Here is a 25955-nt window from a genome sequence, read left to right as displayed (position 1 = left end):
GCCGCGCATGGGTGACGTGAACGAGCTCCACCAGCGCTGGTGCATCGCGGACGGACACGCGGACTCCCTCATGTGGAACCGCGACCTGTGCGCCCGCTCCGAGGAGGGACATGTCGACTTCCCCCGCCTGCGGGAGGCGGGGGTGAAGCTGCAGTGCTTCACCATCGTCACCCGGGGCTTCCCCTTCATCGGAGGCTTCCCGGTGTTCGCCGCGTGGCGGGGCTGGCCTCGCGAGGCACGCGCGAGCGAGTGGACGCGCGCCCTGTGGCAGATAGAGCGCATGGAGGCGTTCTGCCGCGCCTCCGGGGATGCCGCGCGCATCACCACCACCGGGGCCGCGCTGGAGGACAACCTCGCCCAGGGAAGGCTGTCCGCGGTGCTGGGCGTGGAGGGGGGACATGCCATCGAAGGCCGGGTGGAACGGCTGGCGGAGCTGCACCGGCGCGGCGTGCGCTTCATGGGCCTCACCCACCTGTCCAACAATGACCTGGGGGGCTCCTCGTTCCCCATGATGGGCAACCGGGGCCTGACGCCGCTGGGCCACGAGGTGATGGAGGAGATGGCCCGCGTGGGCCTCAGCGTGGACGTGGCCCATGCCTCGGAGCGCACGCTGGAGGACCTCTTCGCCCACCCCACGGTGCGGTTCTTCTGTTCACACACGGGGGTGCGGGCGGCGGGGGGCGGCTGGCGCAACCTCACCGACGCGTCCCTGCGCCGAATCGCGGACCGGGGTGGGGTGGTGGGCATCATCTTCGCCCCCGTGTACCTGGGCGGGGACGCGGTGGACGACGTGGTCCGCCACATCGAGCATGCCGTGGACGTCATGGGCGAGGGCGGGGTGGGGCTGGGCTCCGATTACGACGGCATGGTGCCGCTGCCCAGGGGGATGAAGGACGTCACGGACCTGCATCTGCTCACCGAGGCCCTGTTGCGGCGGCATCCGGAGTCCTGGGTGGAACGTGTCATGGGTGGAAACTTCCGGCGTTTCTTCCATGAGACACTGGGTGGTTGACCCGGAGCGGGACGCTCGAAATATTGGCCGGAGCCCATGAACCGTCTCTCTTTCGCCGCTGTGTCCCTTGTTGCCTCCCTCCTCCTCGCCGGCTGCGGTCAGAGCGCGGGAGATAGCTGTGAGGGGAGCGGCTTCGTCTGCCAGGAAGACGTCCTCGCACTGGAGTGCCGGGGCGGTGTCTGGCGGGAGGTCCCCTGCCGCGGCCCGCTCGGCTGCCGCGAGACGGACGACGCCGTGCGCTGTGACACGACGAACAACCGGGCCGGTGATGCCTGCGCCTCCAGCGCCGAGGGCAAGGGGCTGTGCCGCGCGGACGGGCTGGCCGTGCTGGAGTGCCGGCAGGGCGTGCTGGAGGAGACGGCCACCTGCTCCTCGTGCTCGGTCACCAATGAGCAGGTGACCTGCCAGCCCTGAGTCCGTTGAGCCTCCGAGGCCCGGGCGTTTTCCCCGGGCCGTCAGGAATCTCCGTACCGCAGGGACGACAGGAAGCTGTCCAGCACCGCGTTGAACCGCTCCGGCTGCTCCTGGTTGGGCAGGTGCGCGGCCCCGGGAATCACCTCCAGCCGGGCGCCGGAGATGAGGTCCGCCATGGCCTTTGCCTTCTCCAGCGGGGTGATGGCGTCGTGCTCGCCCACCACCACCAGCGCCGGGCCGGCGTAGCGCGCCAGGATGTCCTTGCTGTCCGGCCGCAGCGCCATGCCCCTCTGGGCCGCGGCGATGCCCTCGCGCGAGGCCGTGCGCATCAGCGCCTCCACCTCGCGCCCCACCGGTGAGTCCGGCCCGGTCGCCACCAGCCTGGGCAGCAGCGTCTGGACGAGCGGGTCCACGCCCTTCTCCAGCGCCTCCTTCGCGGAGGCCTCCCGGCGCTCCTTCCCGGCGGCGTCGTCCGCGCTGGCCTGCGTGTCCACCAGCACCAGCCCGGCCACCCGGCCCGCGTCCTCTCGCAGCAGGGCCATGGCCGCGTAGCCGCCCATGGACACGCCGCCCACCACCACCCGGTCGAGCTTCAGCGAGTCCAGCAGCGCCAGCGTGTCCCGGGCGATGCGCGACATCTCCGTGGGCCCGTCGCCCAGCTTGCTCTGCCCGAAGCCCCGGTGGTCCGGGAGGATGAAGCGATAGCGCCCCGACAGCGCCTTCACCTGCTTGTCGAACGCGTCCCCGCTGAGCGGGAAGGCGTGCAGCAACAGCACGGGAGGCCCCTGGCCCACGTCGCGGTAGTGCAGGGGGATTCCATCCACGGACACCGTCAGCATCGTTCGCCTCCCGGAGACGTCAGAGCCACTGCTTGTGCTTGAACCACAGGACGAGCGCCACCGGGAACCCGATGATCATCACCCACATGGCGTAGTAGTAGCCAGTCGATGACAGCGCCTCGAAGTTCTGCCCGAAGAACCCGACGATGAACGACAGCGGCAGGAAGAGGGTGGCGAAGATGGTGAGCTGCTTGGTGATGTCGTTCGTCTTGTTGGCCACCATGGACAGGTAGCCGTCCATCACGTTGCCCAGGATGTCGCGGCCCGCGTCGATCTGCTCGTACAGCCGCACCAGGTGGTCATACACGTCGCGAAAGTAGAGCGTCGTCCGCTCGTTGACGTGGACGATGCCCCGCCGGGACAGCAGGCCCACCACGTCCCGCTGGGGCGACAGCACCCGGCGGACCTGCACCAGCATCCGCTTCATCTCGAAGATGCGCTGGAGCTGCTGGGGCTCCACCTTCTCGAAGATGGCGACCTCCAGGTCCTCCAGCTCGTCGCTGAACGCGTCCAGGATGGGGAACTGCGCGTCCACCAGCCCGTCCGCCAGCATGTAGAGGATGAAGTCCGTCCCCCGCTCCAGCGTCGCCTTCGGGTCGTCCCGCACGCGCTTCATCACCGCGTCGAACCCGGCGAAGGGGAAGTCGTGGACGCTGATGATCCACTCCGGGGCCAGGAAGAAGTGGTGCTCGTGCAGCGTCAGGTCACACACGTCCTTGGTGGCGGTGGTGAAACCCTGGAGGACGATGAACTGGTGGTTGGGGTATTCCTCCAGCTTGGGCCGCTGGTCCAGGTGCAGGCAGTCCTCCACGGCCAGCTTGTGCAGGCCGAACCGCTCGGCCAGGCGGTTCAACACCTCCTCGGTCGGCTGCTGTACGTCGATCCACTTCCGGCCGTCCTGGGAGAGGAGCTCCTCCCCCCCGCTGACCACCTGACCGTCCTTCAACAGACAGACCTGGATCATCCCGTAGCGCTCCCGAAGAGGCGGCCCCGCCTGGAACCGAGTGCTAGAACTCCCCCGCGCGGAAGTCGAGCGCTAGTAGAGTACCCGCCCGTGTCCGAAGCCGCAGAGACCCCACAGGCCTCGCTGTCCCCGAGGCTCGAAGCAATCCTGAAGTCCATCCCCGACCGCGCGTTCGCCGGCCGGCTGCGCAAGGTGTACGCCGCCGCGGCCCAGGCCATCGCCCGGCTGAGTGACATGGACCTGGTGAAGTACGAGACGCCCGTCGTGGACTCGTCCCCGGACCTGTCGCTGTGGGAGGAGATGGCGCCCGTCATCCGCGACACGGTGGTGGACGTGAACGCGCTGCTCAACGTCATCCGCGAGGAGTTTCCGGTGGCCACGGGCGCGGCCGGCCCGTCCGCCAAGGGCATGGAAGGCTCGGCCGGCGTGCTCCAGGAGGCCATGCGGCAGATCGCCCAGGGCGTCACCCAGCTCGGCGAGGCCATGCGCAACCCGTCCGTGGTGAGTGACCGGTGGACGCTGCTGTCGGAGATCCAGCGCTTCCGCGCCCGCTTCCGCGAGCAGATGAGCAACCTGGTGTTCGAGTCGGTGAGCACCTTCGGCGAGGTGACGCGGGCGCAGGTGGTGCCCGGCTACGAGGTGGAGGTGAAGGCCGCCGTGACGGTGCGCGCCATCACCTCCGACCTGGCCCGCATCATTGCCGCGCGGCTCAAGAAGGTGCGCGAGGCCGAGCCCGAGGACGTCCAGTGGAACGCGCAGCAGCTCCAGACGGAGCTGGACGCCTTCGGCCGCACGGCCGCGTACCGGAACCTGCGCGCGCAGGACAAGCGCCGCATCGTGGAGATGCGCGCCGAGGTGGGCCGGCTGGCCATCCTTCCCAACCCCGCCAGGCCGGAGCTGGTGGCGGTGGTGGAGCAGCTCGACGAGTTCGTGCGCGGCCTGTCCGCGGTGAACCAGCGGCAGGTCCTCATCATCCATGACCGTGAGGTGTGGGCCTCCTGTGGCGTGCGGCTGGAGCGGGCCCTGTCGCTGGTGGGCTCGGACCTGGCGGGCGCCGCCAAGGCCCTGGCGGAGGCGGCCAGCAGCGCCCAGTCCCTCTACGGGAGGGACGGGGAGCTGGATGCCTTCCTGCGCAAGGCGCGCAAGCTGCAGATCGGTCAGCTCCCCGCGCCCGAGCTGAAGAACACCATCGAGACCTTCCAGGGGCTGTTGGCCTCGCTGGACGTGATGTGATGACGGCCCCCAGCAAGGTGGCACTCCCGCGCCCGCTGCGCGAGGCGGACCTGTCCCGTGTGAAGGGCGTCTTCACCGACGTGGATGGCACGCTCACCACCGGGCACAGGCTGCGCTCGGACACGGTGCGGGCGCTCGAGCGCCTGTCCGCCTCCGGCCTGCACGTGGTGCTGGTGAGTGGGCGGCCGGCGGGGTGGGGCGAGGCGTGGGCACGGCAGCTCCCCGTGGACGGGGTCATCGTGGAGAACGGGGGCCTGTTCTTCCTACGGGGGAAGCACGGGCGGATGCGGAAGGTGTACGCGGAGGCGCCGGCCGAGCGGGCGGCGAACCGGCGGCGGCTCCAGGCCGAGGTGGGGCGGGTGCTGCGGCAGGTGCCCGGTGCGCGGCTGTCGCTGGACAGCGCGTACACGGAGGTGGACCTGGCCGTGGACTACAACGAAGAGGCACGGCTGGGGGACGCGGGGGCGTCGCGCATCGAGGCGCTGCTGGCTGCGCGCGGGGTGACGGCGGTGCGCTCGTCGGTGCACGTCAACTGCTGGCTGGGCCGGTTCGACAAGCTGAGCGCCACGCGGCGCTTCGCGAAGGTGGCGTGGGGCGAGCGGCTGGACCCGAAGGACGGGCGCTACGTCTACGCGGGGGATTCTTTCAACGACGCCCCGATGTTCGCTGCATTTGCACTGGGCGTCGGGGTGGCCAACGTGAGGTCCGTGCTGGACCGGATTGACGCGCCACCGGCCTTCATCACCCGGGCGGCGGAGGGGCGGGGCTTCGAGGAGCTGGCGCGAGCCATCCTCGCCCGTCGGGGCCGTGCGGCCCGTGAGGAGTGAAATCGTGAATGTCGTGAAGCTGGAGCTGGCGCGAGGACTGGGGCGCCACCTGCGCGCGGGGCACCCGTGGGTGTTCCGCAAGGCGCTGGAGCATGTGCCGAAGATTCCGCCCGGCTGCGTGGTGGACCTGACGGAGAACGGGAAGTTCGTGGCGCGCGGGTACTACGACCCGCACTCCGCCATCGCCGTGCGCGTGCTGACGCGGGATGCGCGCGAGGCGGTCGACGCGGCCTTCATCACCCGGCGGGTGCGGCAGGCGCTGGCCGGGCGCCAGGCCCTCATCGACCTGACCGACACGGACAGCTACCGCCTGATTCATGGCGAGGGCGACGGCCTGCCGGGTGTGGTGGTGGACCTCTACGCGGGCTGGGCGGTGATGAAGCTGTACTCGGCGGGCCTGACGCCCTACCGGCCGCTCATCCTGGAGGCGCTGAAGGCGGGCGTGCCGGGGCTGAAGGGCGTCATCGGCCGCGACGAGGTGGGGCGCGACGACGTGGACGAGGACGAGGGCCGCGGCTCGGGGAAGATGCTGTACGGGCACGAGGCGCCGGAGCAGATTGCCATCCGCGAGCGCGGGGCCACCTTCCTGGTGGACGCGTGGCGCGGGCAGAAGACGGGCTTCTTCCTGGACCAGCGGGAGAACCGCTACCTCATCCGCCGGCTGGCGAAGGGCCGGGACGTGCTGAACTGCTTCAGCTTCAGCGGCGGCTTCTCCGTCAACGCGGCGCTGGGCGGGGCCAACAGCGTGTTCAGCGTGGACCTGGACCCGGACGCCATCGCCCTGGCCCGTGAGAACTTCACGCGCAACGGGCTGCCGGCGGAGAAGCACGACTTCCTGGCGGCGGATGTCTTCAAGATCATCCAGTCCTTCAAGGAAGAGGGCCGCACCTTCGACCTCATCATCCTGGACCCGCCGGCCTTCGCGAAGAGCCAGCGCGCGGTGCAGGCGGCCATCGACGGCTATGCGTCCCTCAACCGGCAGGCGCTGGGCATCCTGCGGCCGGGGGGCCTGCTGGCCACGGCGTCCTGCTCGGCGCGCGTGAGCCCGCTCGACTTCATGGGCGCGGTGCGCGAGGCGAGCTTCAAGGCCGGCGTGGACCTGGCGCTCGTCGAGGAGCGCTACCAGCCGCCGGACCACCCGGTGCGCCTGCAGTTCCCGGAGGGGAAGTACCTCAAGTTCTACGTGCTGCAGTCGGTGTAGCGGGCCAGGGCCCGGGAGACTCCCGGGCCCTGAAGCACGGCGTGGCGCAGTCCTACTTCTTCGCGGCGGCGTTCACCTTCGTGGCGACGCGGTCGAACACGCCCTCGCCCCAGGCGAGGCTCGCGCCCATCAGCCGGTTCATGTCTTCCGTGAAGGACGCCTTGTCCGGCGGGGCGGCCGTGTACGTGCGGCTGAGGAAGAGGCTCTTGCTCTCCTGCTCGAAGTCCACCGCGCCGCCGCCGGTGTCCGTACCGGCCTTCTCCTCGTCGCGGAAGCCCTCGAGCACGCCGGGACGGGGGGCATCGCGGAAGCGGTAGATGAGCGCGCTGCACTTCAGTTCGCCCGTCTTGGGGACGAACTCGAAGTAGATCTGCGCGTCACCCACCGCGGCGCCGCCGAAGCCCTGGGGGTTGAGGCCCGGGCTCAGATTCTCGCCGTGGGCCCGCATGAAGGACTGCACCAGCCACTGCGCCTCGTCGATCCTCATGGGACTCTAGATATCACGTCCCGAGGGTCAGAAGCGGCCGGCGCGGGCCTCGTCGAAGGGGACCCGGTGCTTCATGTACGTGTCGGCCAGCGCGTGGGCGCCGCTGAACATGTTCTTCTCGGAGAAGTAGTGCACCTTGGCGCCCTTGCCCGCGTCGCGAAGGAAGTCCAGCGGGCTCTTGCCGCTGCCGCCCAGGCCGAAGAGGGTGGGGACGATGTCCTTGTCGTTGACGTAGTGCACGTAGTTGGGGCCGTCCGGGTACCGGGCGGCGGCGGCGCCGAACGTCTCCACGTTGAGCCTGCTCATCGTCTGCTCGACCTGGGCCTTGGACATCCCATCTTCGATGCGCAGCCGGTTGGCCACGTCCTTGAGTGCCCGCGAGGTGATGAGCCCGCCGTGGCTGTAGCCCATCAGGTGCACCGAGCGGCCCGCCTTCAGCTCGGAGTAGAGGGTGTCCGCCAGCGTGTCCACCGCGGGGTTGTGGCCCTTGCCCAGCTTGTCCTTCACGCACTGGATGAGGTCGGAGACCACGCCCTCGGTGGCGTTGTGGATGCCGATGGCCCTCATGCCCGTGCGGTCCGCGATGGACTGCAGCTCACCGGACTGGCCGTTCTTGTCGGTGGAGATGCCGTTGACGTAGATGACCGTGGCCGTCGCGTTCGGGTTGTTGCGCGGGGTGACGGCGGGAATCTGGCTCAGCGGTGTGCCGGGCTCGAACGTCTGGCCGCCCGCGCCCACCAGCTTGCCGTCGTAGACCTTGTCCTTCGCGCCCTTCGGAGCGGTGAAGACGCCGGCCACGGTGCTGGTGGCCTTCGTGGACTTGCTTTCGAAGCCGTCCACCACCGTGTTGAGCTTCTGGCCCACGTTCTCCGCGGTCGTCTTCACCGTGTTCGCGGCCTGCGTCGCCCCCGTCTGGACCCTGGCCGCGGTGTTCTGGGTACCGGTGCCGACCTTCTGGAACAGGTTCCGGGTGCGATCGATGAGGCTCATGGCGGGGGGGCTCCTGCGCAATGCTCGGGGGAGGACAAGAAACGCCGTTTCCGCATTGTCTCCGGGAGCCGGTGGAAGTTGCGTGGGAGCGGACGATTTCGTGTGGGCGGGTGTAGCCCAAGAGCGGGCCGAGGCCATCCCACACCCGACGCATTAAGGTGGGAGCATGGTCCAGAAAGGTCAGTTCCTGGAGCGCGCCACGCTGGTCCCCGTGGGCCGCGAGGTGATGGAGGGCACCTGGCACCGGGGGAGCCGGGTCCCACCGCTGCTGGTCATTCCACCCCGTCCAGACGAGGGGGGCGGCATGGACCACGTCATCGCGTCGGAGCTGGTGTGGGCCGCGGCCAATGCGGGCTTCCCCACGCTGCGCTTCAACCACCGGGGCGTGGGGGCCAGCCAGGGCCAGCGGGGCAGGGACCTGGCGCTCCTGGAGGACGCCGAGGCGGCCATGCGCATGCTGATGGAGAACACGGGCACCTCGGCGGTGGCGGTGGCCACGTTCCATGGCGGGGCCCAGGTGGCCCTGGCGCTCCAGGCGAAGTACCCCTCCGTGGGCGGGCTGTGTCTGGTGGCGCCGGCGGACATCTCCCCGGAGGTACTGGCCCGGGTGGCGTGCCCGCTCCTGGTGGTGCAGGGCGAGGAGGATGCCCGCCTGCCGCGCGCCAGGATGTCCGCCGCTGTCGCCCAGGCAGGGGGCGATTTAGAGGTCATCGACGATGCCGGCCCTACCTTCCAGCGCAACCTCCCCCAGGTCGGACGGGCCGTGGCCGCCTGGCTGCGCCGGCTCTCCGGCGGATGACCGATGCCCGCGCAACCCCGTGGACTTCTTCACGTTTCTTCATCCCCTCGCCCTTGCACGCCGGGAGAGGGGGCATACAGACTGTGAGTGCAGACCCAATCGTTCCGCCGTTCGTTCGTAGGGGTCTTCTGAAGCGTGCCCTGTGCCTGAGGAGTAGCCCGATGCGGATGGTGCGAAGGACCCTGGGTGGCGCGGTACTGGCCGTGACGCTGGCGACCGCGTGCACACCTCCCTCGCGGGAGCAGGAGGCGCTGCCTCCCGCGGAGGCGCTGGCGCTCGACCCGATGGACGTGGTGGAGAACGCCATCGTCGTCGACTTCAAGGACGGCACCACCAAGGCGGACTTCGACGCCTGGGAGGCGGACTGGGGCGTCGACCTGGAGCTCAACTCCGTGGAGAGCGCCGACGAGGCCCTCACCCTGGCGGTGGGCGTGGACGACGTCGAGGGCGTGCTGGCTCGCATCCGCCAGCACCCCGAGGTGGAGGCCGCCGAGCCGCTGATGGAGGTCCGCGCCAGCTACACGCCGAACGACCCGCGCTACTCCGAGCAGTGGAACCTGAAGATGATTGACATGCCCATGGCCTGGGAGCGCAACCGGGGCAAGGGCGTGGTGGTGGCGGTGCTCGACACCGGCATCGCGTACGAGGACCACGACGAGTTCAAGCAGGTGCCGGACCTGAAGGGCGTGAAGTTCGTCAAGGGCTTCGACTTCGTGAACGACGACGAGCACGCCAACGACGACCACGGCCACGGCACGCACGTGGCGGGCACCATCGCCCAGGCCACCAACAACAAGGAGGGCGTGGCGGGCGTGGCCTTCGAGGCGACGCTGATGCCGGTCAAGGTGCTCAACCACTTCGGCGGCGGCACCACGGCGGACATCGCGGACGCCATCCGCTTCGCGGCCGACAAGGGCGCCAACGTCATCAACATGTCGCTGGGTGGTGGCGGGTACTCGCAGGTGATGGCCAGCGCGGTGGAGTACGCGCGCAAGAAGGGCGTCACCGTGGTGGCCGCGGCCGGCAACGGCGGTCGCGCGCGGGTGGAGTACCCCGCGGCCTACCCGGGCGCGGTGGCGGTGTCGGCGGTGGGGCCGGACGGCACGCTGGCTCCGTACTCGTCCTACGGCAAGGAGCTGGACATCGCCGCGCCGGGTGGTGACAAGCGCCGCGGCGACCAGGGCGGCGTGCTGCAGAACACCATCGACCCGAGAGACCCGGCGCGCTCCGTCTATGCGTCCTACCAGGGCACCAGCATGGCCACCCCGCACGTGGCCGCGGTGGCCGCCATGCTGTATGCGGCCGGAGCCAAGGGGCCGGACGAGGTGGAGAAGGCGCTGTACGCCGGCGCGAAGAAGATGGCCGGCCAGGCGTGGACCGAGCAGTACGGCCACGGCCTGCTGAACGCGGAGGCGTCGCTGGCGGCGGCGCGCGGTGGCATGTCTCAGTGGCCGCCGCTGTACTGGGCGCTGGCGCTGCTGGCGTTCATCCTGCTGACGCTGCGCGGGCGCGCGCGGCCGGGCTACCTCAACGTGCTGCTGAAGCCCGCCTTCCTGGTGCCGCTGCTGCTGTCCACGGTGGGCGCCTTCTTCCTGCGCAGCTGGTTCGGTGGCGCGGAAGGCGCGGCGGGTGAGGTGGTACAGGTGGCCTCGCTGCCCATCCCCGACTGGGAGCGCATCATCTTCGGCCGCGGGAAGACGGTGAGCCCGCTGTTCTACAGCGCGCTCATCCCGCTGCTGCTCTCGCTGCCGGCCATCAAGTGGCGGGGCCTGCGCGCGGCCACCGGCGGCCTGGCGCTCGGCTTCGCGGGCTTCCTGGCCTACTCGGCGTGGGCGGGGGCCCCGGCGCTGGCGTGGATGCCCTTCACCTTCCTGGCGAAGCCCTGGCTGGGCTTCAACACCGTCGTGTGCCTCGTCATCGCCCGCGCGATGCTCAAGAAGGAGGAGCTGTGAAGCTCACCGGCCGCGTCGTCTTCCGCGACATCGAGACGGGCGTCTGGGTGCTGGAGGGGGACGACGGCACGACGTACCAGCTCGCCGGCGGCGACAGGAAGATCAAGAAGGACGGCCAGCGCATCGAGGCCGAGGGCCACGTGGACCGGGACATGCTCACCAGCGCCATGGTGGGCCCCGTGTTCCACGTCAGCTCGTACCGCTTCGTCTGAAGCGGCGCGGGCAGGGCGCCGCCGGGTCAGGGCTTCTGCTTCGGCAGCCCCAGGGCCCGGCGGTGCGCCTGAATCTGCCGCTCCCGCTCCTCGTGGTACGCCTCCATCGGCACGTCTCCCCGGCGCGCGGCGGCTCGGAGCGAGTTCAGCGCTTCGCGCTCGGCATGGAGTCCAGGGGGCGCGTCCTTCTCGAGCACGGGCAGCGGGTGCCTGGCATCGTGGAAGTTGAGGGAGATTCCGCGGGCGTCCACGGCCGCCAGCACTCCCAGCGCCACCGTGGCGCCCACCACCCAGGGCAGCAGGAGCGTCGTCAGCGAGGTCTCCGGCCCGGACTCGCGAGCATCCGCCTCCGGGGGCCGGGGGGCTCCTCCCCAGATAAAGGGGTAGTGGCGCGCGGCGGTCAGCAGCCCCATCAGCCCCACCCACCCCAGGCCCGCCAGCGCCGCCACGGCGCGCGGGTCCGTCTGCTCGTCGGTGGCCTCCTGGCCCAGCGCCTTCGCCACGAGGAAGAGCGTGGAGGACACGAGGTTGTTGGCCGCATGCGCGCCGATGCTCGGCCACAGCGAGCCGGTGCGCAGGAAGAGCCACCCGAAGAGCAGCCCCAGCTCCACGCGGGCCGCGAAGCCCACCGGGTCCAGGTGGAACGCGCTGAACACCACGGCGGACATCACCAGCGCTCGTGCCGGGGAGGCCGGGGACGCGGGTGTCAGGCCCTTCTGGAAGATGCCCCGGAAGAAGAACTCCTCGCACAGGGGCGCCGCCACCGTCACGCCCGTGAGGATGATGGCCAGCTCCAGGGAGGTCTGTTCCTCGAAGAGGCGCGAGCCGTCGAACATCTTCGTCAGCCACTCGGGCGCGACGAGCTGGGCCGCGTACTGGATGGGCACCACCAGCGCGAAGAAGTTGGCCACGCCCAGCAGGAAGCCGAAGAGGAGGGGCGCGCGGGGCACCGGCGACAGCCCCGTGTACACGGTGGGCCGCCACCCGGTGTAGCGCAGCAGCACCCAGCCCAGCGCCAGGAAGACGAACAGCTCCGTGAACCAGATGCCGAAGGCCGGGTTGATGAACTGCACGAAGCCGCCCACGGTGACGAAGAGCGCCAGCGCGAGCGCCCCTCCGCCCAGGGCCAGCACGCGCGGACTCGTCGGCGGAGCCCGTGGCTCCGGAGGTTCGGGCGGCTGTGAGTCGCTGGGAGCGGAATCTTCCACCGGTTCGTCTCCTTCCTATAATGTCGACATCTTGACGTCCTTCATCCTGGCTCGAACAGCGCGGCGGACGTGGCGGAAGTTCTTCCAACCCCTGACGGCCCTGGGAGCCCTGGGGCTCTGTCTGGGCGGGGGGACGTCGCACGCGGCGGCATTCCAGGTGGAGGCGCCCACCGAGGCGCAGGCGTACCAGATCCGCGCGTGGCGTGGCACCACGCCGGAAGACCCGGTGCTGCTGCCGCGCCGGCGCATCGTCCAGTACCTGGGCCTCAACGCCTTCGAGCTCGTCACCGGGCAGGACGTGGGCTTCGAGTCCACCACGCCCGTCGCGGGAGGCACGGTGGCGCCGGACGGCACGCTGCGCATCACCTTCTCCGAGACGATGGACCCGAGCACCCTGCGCCCGGGCATCGCGGTATTCGCCGGCCGGGACGAGGTGGCGCTCACCCTCACCGCGCCCGCCGTGCCGGAGCTGGAAGAGGACGTGGAGCGAGGGGACGTCCCGTACACCGTGGAGGCCACGGCGGCGGAGGGCTCCGCGCTCCAGCCGGGCACGTCCTACACGCTGGTGCTGCGCGACAGCCTCTTGGACCTGGAAGGCAACCCGCTGACCGCCGAGGTGCGCGTGGCCTTCCGCACCACCAGCGGCCCCTGAGACACGGGGGAGGGGCGCACGGCGGACGCGATGACACGCGCCCGCCGCGTACCTTAGAGCGTCACGCCCGCTTGAGGTACTCGCGGATGTCGTCGGCGAGCTGCGTGCGCGCGCCAGCGTCCTGGGCGGCCAGGCCCAGCTCGAGCTTCTTGTCCTTTTCGGTGAGGAACTTCTGGTCCTGGAGGAACGCCACCGCGTTCTCCAGCGTCACCTTGGCCAGCGACTCGGCGGCGGTGATGCGGCCCGCGTGGTACTCCGCGCGGCCCGTCTCCATCGCCAGCTTGATGAAGCTCTTGCGGTCCTCGGCCGCGCCAGAGGCCACGTCGTGCAGCGTCATGGCCGCCAGCAGGTACGACTCCAGGTAGTCGCGCAGCAGGTCCGCCAGGAACTCCAGGTCCGGGCGAGCATGACCCTCGGGCGCCAGCTTCAGCGTGTCGCCCTCGTGCATGAGGATGCCCATGCGCACCAGCCGCTCCACCGTGTCGGCGAAGATGGTGTCGAAGGTGGTGCCCACCCGGTAGATGAACTCCACCTTGAAGAGGCGCGACAGGAACAGCGCGCGCGCCTTCACCGTGTCGTACGGGGCGGGGGCGCCGCTCGCCAGCATCGCGTTGGCCACGAGGCTGCGCGCGGCTACCAGGTTCATCAGCGTGTTCTTGTAGAAGGACATCTCCGCCCGGCGCGAGTCCTCCACCTGGTAGATGACCTCGCCGCGCGCCTCCTGCGTGCGCACCATCTCGTCGGAGATGAAGGTGCGCATGGCATCCTGGATGGGTCCCATCGTCTCCGGGTTGCTGGGGGCGTTGCGCAGCTCGACGGACAGCGGCGCGCCGTCCTCCAGGGCGATGCGGCGGAGGATGCCGATGCGGTCCGTCAGCTCCCGCTGCGCCAGTCCGCGCCGGCGGTGCGCCAGCAGGGCCGTGCTGACCAGCGCGTGCGGCGTCACCGTGGACACCTTGCTGATGCCGTACATCACCCGGTTGCCCAGCGCGCGCACCAGGCCCTTCTTCTGCTCATCCGTCACCGGCTCGTCGGGGTTGAGCCCGCGCGCCTGCATGAACTCCCGGAGCGAGATGGGCTCGTCGAAGCTCAGGTGGATTCGCCCGTAACGGGCCGCTAGCACCTTGGGGGTACTCAAGAGGGCCTTGAGGTCCTCCGGCTTCTTCTCCCCGCCGGCCAGCTCCTTCGAGTAGCTGCCGGACTCCACGACCTTCTCGTAGTCGATGGCCACCGGGACGAAGAGCAGGTCGTTGCGCGCGCCCTCCAGCACGGACTCCACCTGCCAGGTGAACATGCCCAGCTTGGGCGTCAGCAGCTTGCCCGTGCGCGAGCGGCCGCCCTCGGGGAAGAACTCCTGGTGGGTGCCGTCGTGCACCAGCTTGCGCACGTACGCCTTGAAGGTCGCCGCGTAGATCTTGTCGCCCTTGAACGAGCGGCGCAGGAAGAAGGCGCCGCAGCGGCGGAAGATGGGGCCCAGCGGCCAGAAGGAGAGGTTGGCGCCCGCGGCCACCAGCGGCACCGCGTAGCCGCGGTTCCACAGCACCCAGCTCATCACCAGGTAGTCCACGTGGCTCTTGTGGCTGGGGCACAGGACGATGGGGGCCCGGCCGGCCGCCTTGAGCGCGCGGTGCAGGCCCGCCTCGTCGATGTGCATGCCGTCGTAGATGCGGTTGAACACCCACTCCAGCGCGGGCGCCACGAAGGCCAGCGTGGTGGGGCTGGGCCGGGCGGCGATGGCCTCCAGGTTGCGCCGCGCCTCGCGCAGCACGCTCTCCGGCTTCCGGTTCGAGGCGGCCGCGACTTCGTCCAGCGCCTTGCGCAGCTGCCGGTCGCGCAGCGTCTCGTCGATGACCCGCGTCGCGGGCTTCACGGGCGGGCCGAACACCGCGCGCGTCTCACGGGCCAGGTGGACGTGGAGCGCGCCGCGCACCTTGCGCGCCAGCACCTCGTCCGAGTCCTGCGGGTTCTGCTCCACGAAGCGCCGCAGGTCGATGGGCTCGCCCACCCGGAACTGCGCGCGCTTGTAGTTGCGGAAGAAGGCCAGCATCGAGTGCAGGAAGCCCGGGGCCTCGGGGCTTCCGAACACGATGTCCACCCAGTTGGGCTTGAGGCGCGCGGTGCGCTTCTCCCAGACGAACAGCTCCGGCACCAGGTACACCGGCCGGTCGGACTGGCGCGCCATGGCCACGAGGGTGGGGAAGGGGTCCTCGAGGGTCTCCTTCCCCGAAGGGGCCAGGAGGGCCGTGCGGCGCAGGAAGACGAGCCCGCTGCCGCCGCTCCGCCTCGCGTACTCGAAGCGCTCCGCGAAGTCGCCGCGGTGCTTCGTCTGCCGCCAGGGGCGGGTGAACCACGGCCGCAGGTTCACCACGGCGCGTACGGGCGGCAGGGCCCGGCGCACCATGGCCCACGTCAGGTAGAGGAAGTTCACCCAGGCGGTGGTGCGCATCACGTGCACCACGAAGCCCCGGGCGTGCAGCGAGCGCAGCTCCTCCTCCGTCTCCGAGGAGAAGTGCACTCCGTCCAGGTAGCGGGCCCCGAGCGCCCGGCCCATGGGGCCGAACTCCTCCTTCAGCGAGGCCTCTCCCTGATGATTCCCAGTCTGAGTCAGCACGGTATCCACGCTAGCCCCCCGGCTACATGTTGTCCGGCGTCGGAATGCCCAGCAGCGTCAATCCCGCGGCCAGCGTAACCCGCGTCGCGTCCGTGAGGGCGAGCCGCGCGGTACGCAGCGCGTCATTGCCGTCCAGGACGATGCGTTTGTCGCGCTCCTGGTTGCCCAGCGTGTAGTAGCGGCTGAACGCGGCGGCCACGTCCAGCAGCAGGCGCGCGACGAGGCTCGGCTCGTACTGCTCGGCCGCGTCGCGCACCACCTCGGGCAGGCGCATCAGCTCGCGCAGCAGGGCCTGCTCCTCGGGGAGCGTCAGCAGGGCCGCGTCGTAGGTGGCCGGCGCGCCGCCGCCCCTGCGCAGCACGTTCACGGTGCGCGCGTGCGCGTACTGGAGATAGGGGCCGGTGTGGCCCTCGAAGCTGAGCACCTCGTCCCAGTCGAAGGTGTAGTCGCTGGCGCGCTTGTGCTTCAGGTCGCCGAAGACGATGGCGCCCAGGCCAATCTGCTCGGAGAGCTGGTCCGCGTCCGCCGTCTGGATGCGGCCGTCCTCGATGTTCTCCCGCACCTTGGCGGCGGCGCGCTCCTTCGCCTCGTCCAGCACGTCGTTGAGCTGCACCACCTGGCCCTTGCGCGTGCTCATGCCGTGGATGCGGCCGAAGGCCACGTGCACCACCCGGTCCGCCCAGGGCAGGCCCATCTCCTTCAGGGTGCGGAAGACCTGGCGGAAGTGGAGCGCCTGGTCCTGCGCCACGACGTACAGCGACTTGTCGAAGTGGAAACGCTCGTACCGGTCCTGCGCCGCGGCCAGGTCGCGCGTGGCGTACAGCGTGCTGCCGTCGTTCTTCTTCAGCAGGATGGGCGGCTCGTTCTCCGCGTAGGGCAGGTCCACCACCAGCGCGCCCTGCGACTCCTTCACGCCCGGCTTCTTCGCGATCTGGTCGATGACCGCGTCCATCCTCCCCTGGTAGCGGCTCTCGCCTTCGATGTGCTCGAACTCGATGCCCATCCGCGCGTAGATCTGCCGGAAGCCCTTGAGGCTCGTCTCCCGGAACTGGTTCCAGAGCTCCAGGGCCTTGGCGTCACCGGCCTCCATGCGGCGGAAGAACTCGCGGGCCTTCTCGTCGAAGGCGGGCTCCGCCTCGGCGCGCTTGTTGGCCTTGACGTACACCTCCACCAGGTGCGCCATGTCGTCGATGCGCGCCGGGTCGCCGTACTCCTGGAAGCCCACCGCGACGAGGCCGAACTGCTTGCCCCAGTCACCCAGGTAGTTGATGCCCTCCACCCGCCAGCCCAGCGCCCGGTAGATGTTGGCGATGCAGTGGCCGAGGAACGTGGTGCGGATGTGGTGGAAGCCGATGGGCTTGGCGATGTTGGGCGACGAGTAGTCGATGACCACCGTCTTCCCGCGGCCCGCGTCCGCGTCTCCGCCGTAGGCCAGGCCCGCCGAGCGCGCGGCGTCGATGACCTCCGCCGTGAAGGGCAGGGGGGGGAAGCGGGCGTTGACGTAGGGGCCCACCGCCTGGATGTCCAGCCCCGGCACGCTGAGCGACTGGGCGAGCCCGGCCGCGATGGCGGGCGGCGCCTTCTTCTGGGCCTTGGCCAGGGGGAAGGTGGCGAAGCTCAGGTCACCATGGGCCGGCTCGGCGGGCTTGACCTGGGCCTCCACCTCGGAGGCTGGCATGCCCAGGGCACTGGCGAGCGCCTGGGCGAATGAGGCTCGGTATCGGGAGTAGACGGAGGAGCTCATGGGAACGCGCGGGATACTAGACAAACCGAGGTGGCTTCCGGCCACCCTTGTTCGCGCCCGGGGTTCTTCCGTCACTCAGGGTACGGCCGGTGCCCGGCGGCTGGGGCGCACCACCGCCGCCACGGTGTCCAGCAGCTTGGGGAGCTGGAGCGGCTTCTCGAAGAAGCCGTCGATGCGCTCCAGGCCCTGGCCCGAGGTGAGGGACGCCATCTCGCTGGCTCCCGAGATGATGTACACGACGATGTCGGCGAGCGACTCGGTGCCCCGGATGAAGCGCAGCACCGAGCGCCCATCCTCCTCGCTCAGCCGCAGGTCGAGCAGCACCATGGCCGGGCGGATGTGGGACAGGATGGAGCGCGCCTCCGAGGCTCCCGACGTGGCCATCACCCGGTAGCCCTCCTGCTCCAGCACCTGCTGGAGGACCTCGCGGCAGTCGGCGTCGTCCTCCACCAGGAGGATGCCGCCGGACTTGGGCGCCGTCTGGGCGATGTCCGGCGCGCTGACGGCCCCGGCGAACATGGGCAGCACCATCTGGAAGGTGCTCCCCTCGCCGAGCACGCTGGAGGACTCCATGCGCCCGCCGTGCAGGGCGACAATCTTCCCCACCAGCGGCAGCCCCAGGCCCGCGCCCGGCGGCCGGGGCATGCCCGGCTGCGCCCGGTAGAAGGCGTCGAATACGTGCTCCAGCGCCTCGGCGGACATGCCCGGGCCGCTGTCCTTCACCGTCAGGGTGGCCAGCCCGTCCTCGGCGGACACGCGCACCTCCACGGTGTCGTCCGCCTCGCTGTGGTGGATGCCGTTCTCCACGAGGTTGTGGATGGCCTCGGCGATGCGCTCGCGGTCTCCACGGACGAAGACCTCGGAGCAGGGCGGAATCACCACCCGCACCTTGCAGTGCTCCGCGAGGGCGCCCAGGCCGCGCACCACCTCTTCGGCCACCGCCTTGAGGCCGAAGGGGCGCTGGTTGAGCTGCATCTTCCCGGACTGGAGCCGGGACATGAGCAGCAAATCATTCACCATGCGCAGCATGCGGTCCGAGTTCCGGTCGCAGATCTGCACCGCGCGGCGCTGGGAGTCCGTCAGGGGCCCCAGCTTCTCGCGCCCCATCATGGCCAGGTAGGACTTGATGGTGGTGAGCGGGTTCTTCAAGTCATGCGAGACGTTGCCGAGCAGCTCCTCGCGGTTCTGCTCCAGGCTCTTGAGGCCGGCGATGGCCGTCTGCAGGTCCTTGTTGCGGCGGGCGCTGTCGTCGCGCAGGCGCGCCACCTCGTAGGCGGCGGTGAGCTGGGCGGCCAGCGACTGGAGCAGGGTGTCGGAAGGCTCGCGCCGCGCGCCCAGCACCACCAGCACGCCGGTGACGCCGTGGGAGCCCTCCAGCGGGACGGCCACGGTGTCGGCCTCGCGCAGGAGCGTCTTCTGGGAGAAGGCGCGTCCCACCACGCCCTCGCCGGGGACGGCGGCGGTGACGCGGTCGTCATAGCGGCCGCGCACGTGCTCGACGTGGAGCTGCTCACGGGAGGGGAAGTGGCGGGCCACGTAGCAGACCTTCGGCTTCAGCAGCGCGTGGAGGGTCTGCAGGTGGGAGCGCAGGGCCTCCGTGGGCCCCGCGTTGTCCGTCAGGTGGCGCGCCATCTCCAGCAGGGCGCGGTTTGCGGCGTCGGCATCCACCGGCGGGGCCGGCTTCACCGCCCGCCGGGCGGGCTTCTTCGCGACGGGACGCAGCGGTACGACTTCGGCCAGCGGCCCCTTCTTCTTCGAGCGCACGTTGGAATCCTGCTTCAAGTCCCGCGCGCGTGGGAACGGCCCCCGCTGAAGGGGCCTTCCGGAGGACACTGGCCGTGTCGCCTGCCCGACAGGCCCGCCTCAGGCCCGGCGCTGGATGCGGCCGTCCTGACCCAGGGTGTACGGCTCCACCAGGAGCGGCTCCACCTTCTCGCGGTAGCCGTCCGCGGAGAACCCCGCCTCGGCGAGCGCGGCCAGGGCGGCGGTCTGCACCCGGCGGGCCGTGTCCTCGGCGGTGAGCAGCTTCAGCATGGGCTCGCGCGCCGGCTCGTACTTGAAGGAGCCGAGCGCCTTGAGGGCGGCGATCTTCACGTCGTCCCCCATGTCCTCCAGGAAGGGCATCACCGCCGGGGGAATGCGCGGGTCCTGCTTCCCGGTGACGTGGTGGAGGAGGACGACCTTCTTTTCCGGGTTTCGCGTGTAGTGGGCGGACAGGTGCTGGAGCGCGCTCACGCAGGTGGCGATGACCTGGTCCTCGGGAACGAGGTCCCCCAGCAGCCGCAGGGCCCAGGACGCGGCCTGCTCACTGGTGCGGAGGAAGTCGATGATGGGGGGCACGGCCTCCTGGCCGAAGCCCTTGATGAGGTCGAACGTGCGCTCCTTCTCGTCCGCGTCCGTGGTGAGCGGGTCCACGGTGATGGTGAAGCGGCTGAGCAACACGCCGACGGCCTCGGGAATGCGCATCTCCCCGAGCTGCTCGATGGCCTTCTGCCGCGTCGAGGGGTCCCCGTACTTCTGGGTCACCCTGGGCTTGAGCTTGAGGGCTTTGTCCGGGCCCGAGCCGCCCGTGAAGATGTCGAAGAGGCCCATGTGCGCGTCTGCTCCGTTTCCTGCGGAAGCGTGAAGGTGGGAGGCGCCGTCTATGCCGTGGCGGCGCCCGGGACAAGAGACAAGAGGGTCAGAGCGTCAGCTCCCGGCGGACATCTCCCCGGTAGGCGCGAGAGAGTGCCTCGGCGGCGGCCCGGGCCTCGTCGGTGGCTTCCTCGGGGACCTTGACCTGGAGGTGCAGGTAGAGGTCGCCCGGTGAACCGCCCTTGAGGGAGGGGACGCCACGCCCCTTCAGGCGCATGCGCCGTCCGGACTGCGACCCCGGGGGCACCTTCACCGTCACCTCACCCTGGAAGGTGGGCACGCGCACGTCAGCGCCCAGGAGCGCCTCGGGTACCGTCACCGGCAGGTCGATGTGCAGGTCGTCCCCCTCGCGGCGCACCAGGGGGTGATCGGCGACCTCCGTCTCGATGTAGAGGTCGCCCGGAGGACCGCCCCGGGAGCCGGCGGCGCCCTGTCCGGCCAGCCGCACCTTGGAGCCCGTCTGCACCCCGGCGGGAATCTTCACCGTCAGCCGGGTGGACTCCTCCTTGATTCCGGAGCCGCCGCACTGGGGGCAGGCCTCCAGGGCCCGCCCGGTGCCCTGGCAGTTGGGGCACACGGCATTGCCCCCGAACAGGCCCGCCCTGCGGGCCCTGCCGGTGCCGGAACAGGTGGGACAGGTGCCCATGCGCCCGGAGTCCCCCCGGCCGCTGCACGCCGAGCAGCGCCCGGGCCGGCTGAGGGAGAGGGTCCGCTCCGTGCCCGACACGGCCTCCGCCAGGGAGAGCTGGACGCGGGCCGCCAGGTCCTCGCCGCGCTCTGGCCCCGCGCTCCGGCCCCGCCGGCCGCCCATGAAATCGTTGGGGTCCACCCCTCCGAAGCCCGCGCCGCCGCCCCGTCCGCCAAAGAGGTCGCTGAAGAGGTCGCCCAGGTCGAAGCCCTCGGCGCCGAAGGGGATGCCGCCCGCGCCGCCGCTCGAGGCCGCGGACTTGTAGGCGCGGTAGGCCTCCGCCTTCTTCTCGTCGAAGCCGATCTTCTCCGCGTCGGGGCCGAACTCGTCGTAGAGCTTGCGCTTCTTCGGGTCCGACAGCACCTCGAAGGCCGAGCTGACCTGCTTGAACTTGTCCTCGGCCGCCTTGTTCCCCGGATTGACGTCCGGGTGGTACTTGCGCGCGAGCTTGCGGTACGCCTTCTTCACGTCCTCCGCGGAGGCCGTCCGGTCGACGCCGAGAATCTGATAATAGTCGTCCGCCATTTGTTCCCGCCTGATGTACCTGACTGAACGTAACCAGCCGGTGGGAGCGCGCCAGCACGGAGTGTCCGGTTGGCGGAAGATGTATAAAGTCGCCGGAAGAAGATGAGGGAGGCCATGTCAGCGCCGCGCCAGGTTGGAGCGGGGACCCTGTGGCTGGCGGGCTGGCTCCTGCTCGCGCCCGCCGTGGGGGCCCGGGCCGAGCCCCCCCCCGAGGCCGGGGGCCGGGTCGTCGACCGTGTGGTCGCCGTCGTCGAGGGACAGGTGCTCACGCTGAGCGAGCTGCGGTTCGAGGCCCGGGTGGCGCTCGTGCAGCGGGGAGGCGTACAGGCCCTGGAGGCTCCGCTCGACGAGGACACGCTCCGGGGGGCCCTGGAGCTGATCATCAACCAGCGGCTCCAGGTGCTGAACGCGGACCGCCTCCAGGCGTTCCCCGCCGAGCCCACGGAGGTGCAGGCGCGGCTGGTCGCGTTCCAGGCCCGCGTCGGGGGCGAGGCGGCCCTGCGGCGCTTCCTCGCCGCGCATGACGTGTCTCAGGAGGAGCTGGAGGGGGTGCTGGCCCGGGGCTTGAGGGCGGAGCGCATCCTCGACAGCCGCATCCGGCTCCGGGCCCAGGTGGGCGAGACGGAGGTCCGGCGCCACTACGAGCAGCACGTGAACGAGTACCCGGCGGACTACGAGTCGGTGCGCGCCGCCATTCGGGAGAAGCTGGTGAGGGAGCGTTACGGAGCGCTGGCGGCGGAGGAGTTGGCGCAGGTGCGGGCCTCGGCGCAGGTGCGCCGCGTGGCCCCCTTCACCCGGGAGGCGCGGCGATGAGGCGGATGCGCGACGACTCCGCGCCGAGGGCGAAGCATGACTTCCTCATCCGCCAGATGACGGTGGAGGACATGCCGGCGGTGATGGCGCTGGAGAAGCAGTCCTTCAAGAACCCGTGGTCGCCGGAATTGCTCCAGCGGGAGCTGCAGCACGAGTGGTCCACCATCCTCCTGGTGGAGGAGGAGCGGGGGGCGGGCGCCCCGGTGCTGCTGGGGCTCGCCATCTTCTGGATCGTCCACGACGAGGTCCACGTGCTGAACGTGGCCACCGCGCCGGAGCACCGGCGCCGGGGGGTGGCCCGGGCGGTGATGGACGAGGTGCTGGCCCGGGGGAAGGCCCGGCACTGCACGCTCGCCACCCTGGAGGTGCGCCGCAGCAATGAGGCGGCCCTCCAGCTCTACCGCTCGCTGGGCTTCCGGCCGGTGGGCGTCCGGCCGAACTACTACGTGGACGAGGGTGAGGACGCCATCGTGATGGTCCTCGACTTCTAGCCTCACCCGGAGTAGAGCCGCGCCCCGCTGTAGAGCAGCCATGCTCCGGCCTCTCGGGTGTCGGGGAATGGACCCGCGGACCTCTGCCGGTTCATAGGCAAGGGTCAGGCCGTGCTTGACACGGAGGGGTCCCTCCCTATACTCGCGGCCCTTTCCGTAGTCCTGTAGGTAGATATGCGCCGCCTCGTGTCTCTGGCGGCGGCCAAACCCGAAGAAGAGGTATCAGTTGCCGACCATCAGCCAGCTGGTTCGCAAGGGCCGCGAGAAGCTCGTCATCAAGGGCAAGAGCCCGGCCCTCAAGGAGTCCCCCCAGAAGCGTGGCGTGTGCACGCGCGTGTACACCACGACCCCGAAGAAGCCGAACTCGGCCCTCCGCAAGGTGGCCCGTGTTCGTCTGACCAACGGGATCGAGGTCACGTCCTACATCCCCGGCGTGGGTCACAACCTCCAGGAGCACTCGGTGGTGATGATTCGCGGCGGCCGTGTGAAGGACCTCCCGGGCGTCCGCTACCACATCATCCGTGGCACGCTGGACTCCGTGGGCGTGGCGGGCCGCAAGCAGGGCCGCTCCAAGTACGGCGCCAAGCGTCCGAGCTGATCGCTCGTCACGCGGACCACCTTCGTTTCGCAGTTTCGTCGGACGTCTCGCCCCGCACCCTGGGGAGCGTCCCTGGCAGTTCCTCACAGCGGTTCATGAAGCCCCGTTGAATGCTCTCCGAGAGGGGAGTGGGGCGTAAGGGAAGAGAGAAGAGATGCCTCGCCGTCGCGTAGTCGCCAAGCGCAAGATTCTCCCGGATCCGAAGTTCCAGGACCGGCTCGTCACCAAGTTCGTCAACGACCTGATGCGGAAGGGGAAGAAGTCCATCGCGGAGGGCGTGTGCTACGGCGCCTTCGCCCTCATCGAGGAGCGCGCGAAGGAGGACCCCCTCAAGACCTTCAAGAAGGCCCTCGACAACGTCAAGCCGGTGCTGGAGGTCAAGAGCCGCCGCGTCGGTGGCGCCACCTACCAGGTGCCCGTCGAGGTCCGTCAGGACCGCCGCGTCGCCCTCGGCATGCGCTGGATCATCAGCTACGCCAAGGCCCGTGGTGAGAAGACCATGCAGGAGAAGCTGGCCGGCGAGATCATGGACGCCGCCAACAACCGCGGCAACGCGGTGAAGAAGCGTGAAGACACGCACAAGATGGCGGAGGCCAACAAGGCCTTCGCTCACTACCGCTGGTAGGCCCTCGGGGCTTCGCGGTTGCCGCCCGGATGCAGATGCTGCATCCGGGCGGTTTTGTTAGTTGAATCAGGTTCTCTGAAATCGTCCGGCCGGTGGGTGAGGAGGCCTGAAGGCCCGCCCGCTTCCTTCGGAAAGGTATTGAGTCATGGCCCGTGAGCATCCCCTCGAGCGCTACCGCAACATCGGCATCATGGCGCACATCGATGCCGGCAAGACGACGACCACCGAGCGGATTCTCTTCTACACCGGCGCCATCCACCGGATGGGCGAGGTGCACGAGGGGACCACCACCACTGACTGGATGGTCCAGGAGCGCGAGCGCGGCATCACGATTACCTCCGCCGCGATCACCGCCTTCTGGCAGCGGCGCGACCAGCGCTACCGCGTCAACATCATCGACACCCCGGGACACGTGGACTTCACCATCGAGGTGGAGCGCTCCCTGCGTGTGCTCGATGGCGCCATCGCCGTGTTCGACGGTGTGAATGGCGTGGAGCCGCAGTCCGAGACGGTGTGGCGCCAGGCGGACAAGTACAAGGTCCCCCGCATCTGCTTCATCAACAAGATGGACCGGGTGGGCGCGGACTTCGAGATGTCCGTGGGCACCATCAAGGAGAAGCTGGGCGCGCGCGCGGTGCGCATGCAGCTCCCGCTGGGCTCGGAGGACAAGCTCCGCGGCGTCATCGACCTCGTGAAGATGAAGGCGCTGGTGTTCCCCGAAGCGGAACTGGGCAGCCGCGTTGACGAGGTGGACATCCCCGAGGAGTACCGCGAGGCGGCGGAGGCGGCCCGGGGCGAGCTGCTGGAGGCCGCGGCCGAGCAGGACGACGCGCTGACGGAGAAGTTCCTGGAGGGCCAGGAGCTGACCGAGGAAGAGATTCGCGGCGCCATCCGCAAGGGCTGCGTGGGGCTGAAGCTGTTCCCCGTGTTCTGCGGCTCGGCGTTCCGCCACAAGGGCGTGCAGCCGCTGCTGGACGCGGTGGTGGACTACCTGCCCAGCCCGCTGGACATCCCGCCCGTGCACGGCAAGACGCCCAAGGGCGAGGACGCCATCCGCGAGACGCGGGACGACGCTCCCTTCAGCGCGCTGGCGTTCAAGATCATGAACGACCCCGCGTTCCAGTCGCAGACGCTGACGTTCCTCCGCGTCTACTCCGGCCGCCTGGAGGCGGGCACGGCGGTGTGGAACTCGGTGAAGGGCAAGCGCGAGCGCGTCAGCCGCCTGGTGCAGATGCGCGCGGACAAGAAGGACGAGCTCACCGAGTGCTTCGCCGGCGACATCTGCGCCGTGGTGGGCCTGAAGCTGGCCAGCACCGGTGACACGCTCTGCGACGACAAGCAGCCCATCATCCTGGAGCGGATGGAGTTCCCCGAGCCCGTCATCGACATCGCCATCGAGCCGAAGTCGACGGCGGACCAGGACAAGATCATCCAGTCGCTGCAGCGCCTGGCGATGGAGGACCCGTCCTTCCGCGTGAGGACCAACGAGGAGACGGGGCAGACCATCATCGCCGGCATGGGCGAGCTGCACCTGGAAATCATCGTCGACCGGCTCCTGCGCGAGTTCAAGGTCGACGCGAACATCGGCAAGCCCCAGGTGGCGTACCGGGAGACCATCACCGCCCAGATGGAGCAGGAGGGGAAGTACATCCGCCAGACGGGCGGCAAGGGCCAGTACGGCCACATCTGGCTGCGGGTCATGCCCAACGAGCCCGGCAAGGGCTTCTCCTTCGACAACAAGATCACCGGCGGCGTGGTGACGAAGGAGTTCGTGGATGCGGTGAAGGAGGGCGTCGCCGAGGCCATGCAGAACGGCCCGGTGGCCGGCTACCCCATGGTGGACGTGAAGGTAGAGGCCTACGACGGCTCCATGCACGACGTGGACTCCAGCGAGATGGCGTTCAAGATCGCCGGCTCCATGGCGTTCAAGGACGCCGTGCGCAACGCCTCGCCGGTGCTGCTCGAGCCCATCATGAGCTGTGAGATCCTCACCCCCGAGGACTTCATGGGCGACGTCATCGGCGACCTGAACGGCCGGCGGGGGAAGGTGCTGGGCATGGTGCCCCGGCCGGGCCGCGTGCAGGCCATCCAGGCGCAGGTACCCCTGGCGGCCATGTTCGGCTACTCCACCGACCTGCGCAGCCGCAGCCAGGGAAGGGCGACCTACACCATGCAGTTCAGTCACTACGCACCCGCGCCGAAGACGGCGCTCAACCGGTGACGTGGCGCCTGGCGGGACGCCGGCCGGGCGATTTCAGTTGACGTGGCTGCAGGTTTGGAGCAGGACGCAGCACCTTCGCAGTTGTTTTCCGGAATTCGAAACGCGCCGGGTCGCTGACCGGCTGCCCCGCGAGGAGAGGTCATGGCCAAGGAGAAGTTCGACCGTAGCAAGCCCCACGTGAACATCGGCACGATCGGACACGTGGACCACGGCAA

At 69.8% G+C, this 25955-nt stretch carries 24 protein-coding genes; 14 read left to right on the top strand and 10 right to left on the bottom strand.

Translation table 11 applies throughout. From position 1 onward, the window contains the following. Positions 1-7: 7 nt before the first annotated feature. Both K8638_RS07750 and K8638_RS07745 read left to right on the top strand, forming a co-directional pair. Positions 8-1012: a dipeptidase gene (locus K8638_RS07750; RefSeq protein WP_223753792.1), complete on the top strand. Its 1005-nt coding sequence runs from the start codon at positions 8-10 to the stop codon at positions 1010-1012. Positions 1013-1048: 36 nt separating this feature from the next. Further along, the gene (locus K8638_RS07745) at positions 1049-1426 is read left to right on the top strand and encodes a hypothetical protein (RefSeq protein WP_223753791.1); all 378 of its coding nucleotides are present in this window, start codon (positions 1049-1051) and stop codon (positions 1424-1426) included. Between the two features lie 41 nt (positions 1427-1467). On the opposite strand, the gene K8638_RS07740 is transcribed toward K8638_RS07745, so the two are convergent. Together K8638_RS07740 and corA are read right to left on the bottom strand one after the other, a co-directional pair. Continuing rightward, positions 1468-2265, bottom strand: coding sequence for an alpha/beta fold hydrolase (locus K8638_RS07740; protein ID WP_223753790.1), 798 nt, complete (start codon positions 2263-2265; stop codon positions 1468-1470). Positions 2266-2284: 19 nt separating this feature from the next. Continuing rightward, positions 2285-3229, bottom strand: a complete 945-nt coding sequence (gene corA, locus K8638_RS07735) for a magnesium/cobalt transporter CorA (protein WP_223753789.1) — start codon at positions 3227-3229, stop codon at positions 2285-2287. A 90-nt stretch (positions 3230-3319) separates the two neighbouring features. Here corA and K8638_RS07730 point away from each other — a divergent pair, with 90 nt between their 5' ends. Genes K8638_RS07730 through K8638_RS07720 form a run of 3 tightly spaced genes read left to right on the top strand, consistent with a single transcriptional unit; the run spans position 3320 to position 6490 of the window. Further along, positions 3320-4462, top strand: coding sequence for a hypothetical protein (locus K8638_RS07730; RefSeq protein WP_223753788.1), 1143 nt, complete (start codon positions 3320-3322; stop codon positions 4460-4462). Further along, the gene (locus K8638_RS07725; RefSeq protein ID WP_223753787.1) at positions 4462-5289 is read left to right on the top strand and encodes an HAD-IIB family hydrolase; all 828 of its coding nucleotides are present in this window, start codon (positions 4462-4464) and stop codon (positions 5287-5289) included. Before K8638_RS07730 ends, K8638_RS07725 begins: the two co-directional genes overlap by 1 nt. 4 nt (positions 5290-5293) lie before the next feature. Further along, positions 5294-6490, top strand: a complete 1197-nt coding sequence (locus K8638_RS07720) for a class I SAM-dependent rRNA methyltransferase (RefSeq protein WP_223753786.1) — start codon at positions 5294-5296, stop codon at positions 6488-6490. A 52-nt stretch (positions 6491-6542) separates the two neighbouring features. On the opposite strand, the gene K8638_RS07715 is transcribed toward K8638_RS07720, so the two are convergent. Both K8638_RS07715 and K8638_RS07710 read right to left on the bottom strand, forming a co-directional pair. After that, complete coding sequence (locus tag K8638_RS07715; protein WP_223753785.1) at positions 6543-6977, bottom strand: type III secretion system chaperone; 435 nt, start codon at positions 6975-6977, stop codon at positions 6543-6545. Between the two features lie 27 nt (positions 6978-7004). Continuing rightward, positions 7005-7967 carry a hypothetical protein gene (locus K8638_RS07710; protein WP_223753784.1) on the bottom strand — a complete coding sequence of 321 codons (963 nt, stop codon included), beginning with the start codon at positions 7965-7967 and terminating at the stop codon, positions 7005-7007. A gap of 166 nt (positions 7968-8133) precedes the next feature. On the opposite strand from K8638_RS07710, the gene K8638_RS07705 reads away from it, so the two are divergent. The 3 genes from K8638_RS07705 to K8638_RS44510 all read left to right on the top strand — a co-directional run bounded on the left by K8638_RS07705 (position 8134) and on the right by K8638_RS44510 (position 10930). Continuing rightward, positions 8134-8766 carry an alpha/beta hydrolase gene (locus tag K8638_RS07705; protein WP_223753783.1) on the top strand — a complete coding sequence of 211 codons (633 nt, stop codon included), beginning with the start codon at positions 8134-8136 and terminating at the stop codon, positions 8764-8766. 161 nt (positions 8767-8927) lie between these two features. Beyond that, positions 8928-10718: a S8 family serine peptidase gene (locus tag K8638_RS07700; protein ID WP_223753782.1), complete on the top strand. Its 1791-nt coding sequence runs from the start codon at positions 8928-8930 to the stop codon at positions 10716-10718. Continuing rightward, a complete protein-coding gene (locus tag K8638_RS44510) occupies positions 10715-10930 on the top strand; it encodes a DUF5818 domain-containing protein (RefSeq protein WP_169346016.1) in 216 nt (71 codons plus the stop codon). Before K8638_RS07700 ends, K8638_RS44510 begins: the two co-directional genes overlap by 4 nt. A 26-nt stretch (positions 10931-10956) precedes the next feature. On the opposite strand, the gene K8638_RS07690 is transcribed toward K8638_RS44510, so the two are convergent. Further along, entirely contained in the window at positions 10957-12138 is a 1182-nt protein-coding gene (locus tag K8638_RS07690; protein ID WP_370643931.1) for a lysostaphin resistance A-like protein, read from the bottom strand. A gap of 31 nt (positions 12139-12169) precedes the next feature. On the opposite strand from K8638_RS07690, the gene K8638_RS07685 reads away from it, so the two are divergent. Continuing rightward, the gene (locus K8638_RS07685; RefSeq protein ID WP_223753780.1) at positions 12170-12790 is read left to right on the top strand and encodes an Ig-like domain-containing protein; all 621 of its coding nucleotides are present in this window, start codon (positions 12170-12172) and stop codon (positions 12788-12790) included. Between the two features lie 61 nt (positions 12791-12851). Here the strand turns inward: K8638_RS07685 and K8638_RS07680 are convergent, their stop codons facing one another. The 5 genes from K8638_RS07680 to K8638_RS07660 form a co-directional block, all read right to left on the bottom strand. Then, positions 12852-15341, bottom strand: coding sequence for a 1-acyl-sn-glycerol-3-phosphate acyltransferase (locus K8638_RS07680; RefSeq protein WP_225937113.1), 2490 nt, complete (start codon positions 15339-15341; stop codon positions 12852-12854). A gap of 82 nt (positions 15342-15423) precedes the next feature. Next, a complete protein-coding gene (gene argS, locus K8638_RS07675) occupies positions 15424-17145 on the bottom strand; it encodes an arginine--tRNA ligase (RefSeq protein ID WP_223753778.1) in 1722 nt (573 codons plus the stop codon). A gap of 75 nt (positions 17146-17220) precedes the next feature. After that, positions 17221-18909: a hybrid sensor histidine kinase/response regulator gene (locus tag K8638_RS07670; protein ID WP_223753777.1), complete on the bottom strand. Its 1689-nt coding sequence runs from the start codon at positions 18907-18909 to the stop codon at positions 17221-17223. Positions 18910-19008: 99 nt separating this feature from the next. Next, a complete protein-coding gene (locus K8638_RS07665; RefSeq protein WP_223753776.1) occupies positions 19009-19737 on the bottom strand; it encodes a HEAT repeat domain-containing protein in 729 nt (242 codons plus the stop codon). Between the two features lie 88 nt (positions 19738-19825). After that, on the bottom strand, positions 19826-20992 hold the full coding sequence (locus K8638_RS07660) for a DnaJ C-terminal domain-containing protein (RefSeq protein WP_223753775.1): 1167 nt from the start codon (positions 20990-20992) through the stop codon (positions 19826-19828). A 114-nt stretch (positions 20993-21106) separates the two neighbouring features. Between K8638_RS07660 and K8638_RS07655 the strand changes: the two genes are divergently transcribed. From K8638_RS07655 to fusA, 5 genes are all read left to right on the top strand, one after another. Beyond that, positions 21107-21805: a hypothetical protein gene (locus K8638_RS07655; RefSeq protein ID WP_223753774.1), complete on the top strand. Its 699-nt coding sequence runs from the start codon at positions 21107-21109 to the stop codon at positions 21803-21805. Continuing rightward, the gene (gene rimI, locus K8638_RS07650) at positions 21802-22296 is read left to right on the top strand and encodes a ribosomal protein S18-alanine N-acetyltransferase (RefSeq protein ID WP_223753773.1); all 495 of its coding nucleotides are present in this window, start codon (positions 21802-21804) and stop codon (positions 22294-22296) included. The genes K8638_RS07655 and rimI overlap by 4 nt, the downstream gene beginning before the upstream one ends. 226 nt (positions 22297-22522) lie before the next feature. Continuing rightward, positions 22523-22894, top strand: a complete 372-nt coding sequence (gene rpsL / locus K8638_RS07645; RefSeq protein WP_223753772.1) for a 30S ribosomal protein S12 — start codon at positions 22523-22525, stop codon at positions 22892-22894. Between the two features lie 154 nt (positions 22895-23048). Beyond that, positions 23049-23519: a 30S ribosomal protein S7 gene (gene rpsG / locus K8638_RS07640; protein ID WP_044191600.1), complete on the top strand. Its 471-nt coding sequence runs from the start codon at positions 23049-23051 to the stop codon at positions 23517-23519. Between the two features lie 145 nt (positions 23520-23664). After that, positions 23665-25740: an elongation factor G gene (gene fusA, locus K8638_RS07635; RefSeq protein WP_223753771.1), complete on the top strand. Its 2076-nt coding sequence runs from the start codon at positions 23665-23667 to the stop codon at positions 25738-25740. Positions 25741-25955: the final 215 nt, after the last annotated feature.

It is taken from the genome of Myxococcus sp. RHSTA-1-4, from assembly GCF_020037125.1.
Taxonomy (GTDB): domain Bacteria; phylum Myxococcota; class Myxococcia; order Myxococcales; family Myxococcaceae; genus Myxococcus.
Note: the sequence above shows the minus strand (reverse complement) of the source record. Positions and strands in the feature narration are given on the sequence as shown.

What these genes read in the sequence shown, in the direction of transcription:
- K8638_RS07655 (WP_223753774.1), top strand. Translation starts at nt 21,107, where the DNA reads ATGTCAGCGCCGCGCCAGGTTGGAGCGGGGACCCTGTGGCTGGCGGGC.
- argS (WP_223753778.1), bottom strand. Translation starts at nt 17,145, where the DNA reads ATGAGCTCCTCCGTCTACTCCCGATACCGAGCCTCATTCGCCCAGGCG.
- K8638_RS07665 (WP_223753776.1), bottom strand. Translation starts at nt 19,737, where the DNA reads ATGGGCCTCTTCGACATCTTCACGGGCGGCTCGGGCCCGGACAAAGCC.
- K8638_RS07700 (WP_223753782.1), top strand. Translation starts at nt 8,928, where the DNA reads ATGCGGATGGTGCGAAGGACCCTGGGTGGCGCGGTACTGGCCGTGACG.
- K8638_RS07745 (WP_223753791.1), top strand. Translation starts at nt 1,049, where the DNA reads ATGAACCGTCTCTCTTTCGCCGCTGTGTCCCTTGTTGCCTCCCTCCTC.
- K8638_RS07715 (WP_223753785.1), bottom strand. Translation starts at nt 6,977, where the DNA reads ATGAGGATCGACGAGGCGCAGTGGCTGGTGCAGTCCTTCATGCGGGCC.
- fusA (WP_223753771.1), top strand. Translation starts at nt 23,665, where the DNA reads ATGGCCCGTGAGCATCCCCTCGAGCGCTACCGCAACATCGGCATCATG.
- K8638_RS07710 (WP_223753784.1), bottom strand. Translation starts at nt 7,967, where the DNA reads ATGAGCCTCATCGATCGCACCCGGAACCTGTTCCAGAAGGTCGGCACC.
- rimI (WP_223753773.1), top strand. Translation starts at nt 21,802, where the DNA reads ATGAGGCGGATGCGCGACGACTCCGCGCCGAGGGCGAAGCATGACTTC.
- K8638_RS07750 (WP_223753792.1), top strand. Translation starts at nt 8, where the DNA reads ATGGGTGACGTGAACGAGCTCCACCAGCGCTGGTGCATCGCGGACGGA.
- K8638_RS07740 (WP_223753790.1), bottom strand. Translation starts at nt 2,265, where the DNA reads ATGCTGACGGTGTCCGTGGATGGAATCCCCCTGCACTACCGCGACGTG.
- K8638_RS07705 (WP_223753783.1), top strand. Translation starts at nt 8,134, where the DNA reads ATGGTCCAGAAAGGTCAGTTCCTGGAGCGCGCCACGCTGGTCCCCGTG.
- K8638_RS07680 (WP_225937113.1), bottom strand. Translation starts at nt 15,341, where the DNA reads ATGGGCCGGGCGCTCGGGGCCCGCTACCTGGACGGAGTGCACTTCTCC.
- K8638_RS07725 (WP_223753787.1), top strand. Translation starts at nt 4,462, where the DNA reads ATGACGGCCCCCAGCAAGGTGGCACTCCCGCGCCCGCTGCGCGAGGCG.
- K8638_RS07660 (WP_223753775.1), bottom strand. Translation starts at nt 20,992, where the DNA reads ATGGCGGACGACTATTATCAGATTCTCGGCGTCGACCGGACGGCCTCC.
- rpsG (WP_044191600.1), top strand. Translation starts at nt 23,049, where the DNA reads ATGCCTCGCCGTCGCGTAGTCGCCAAGCGCAAGATTCTCCCGGATCCG.
- corA (WP_223753789.1), bottom strand. Translation starts at nt 3,229, where the DNA reads ATGATCCAGGTCTGTCTGTTGAAGGACGGTCAGGTGGTCAGCGGGGGG.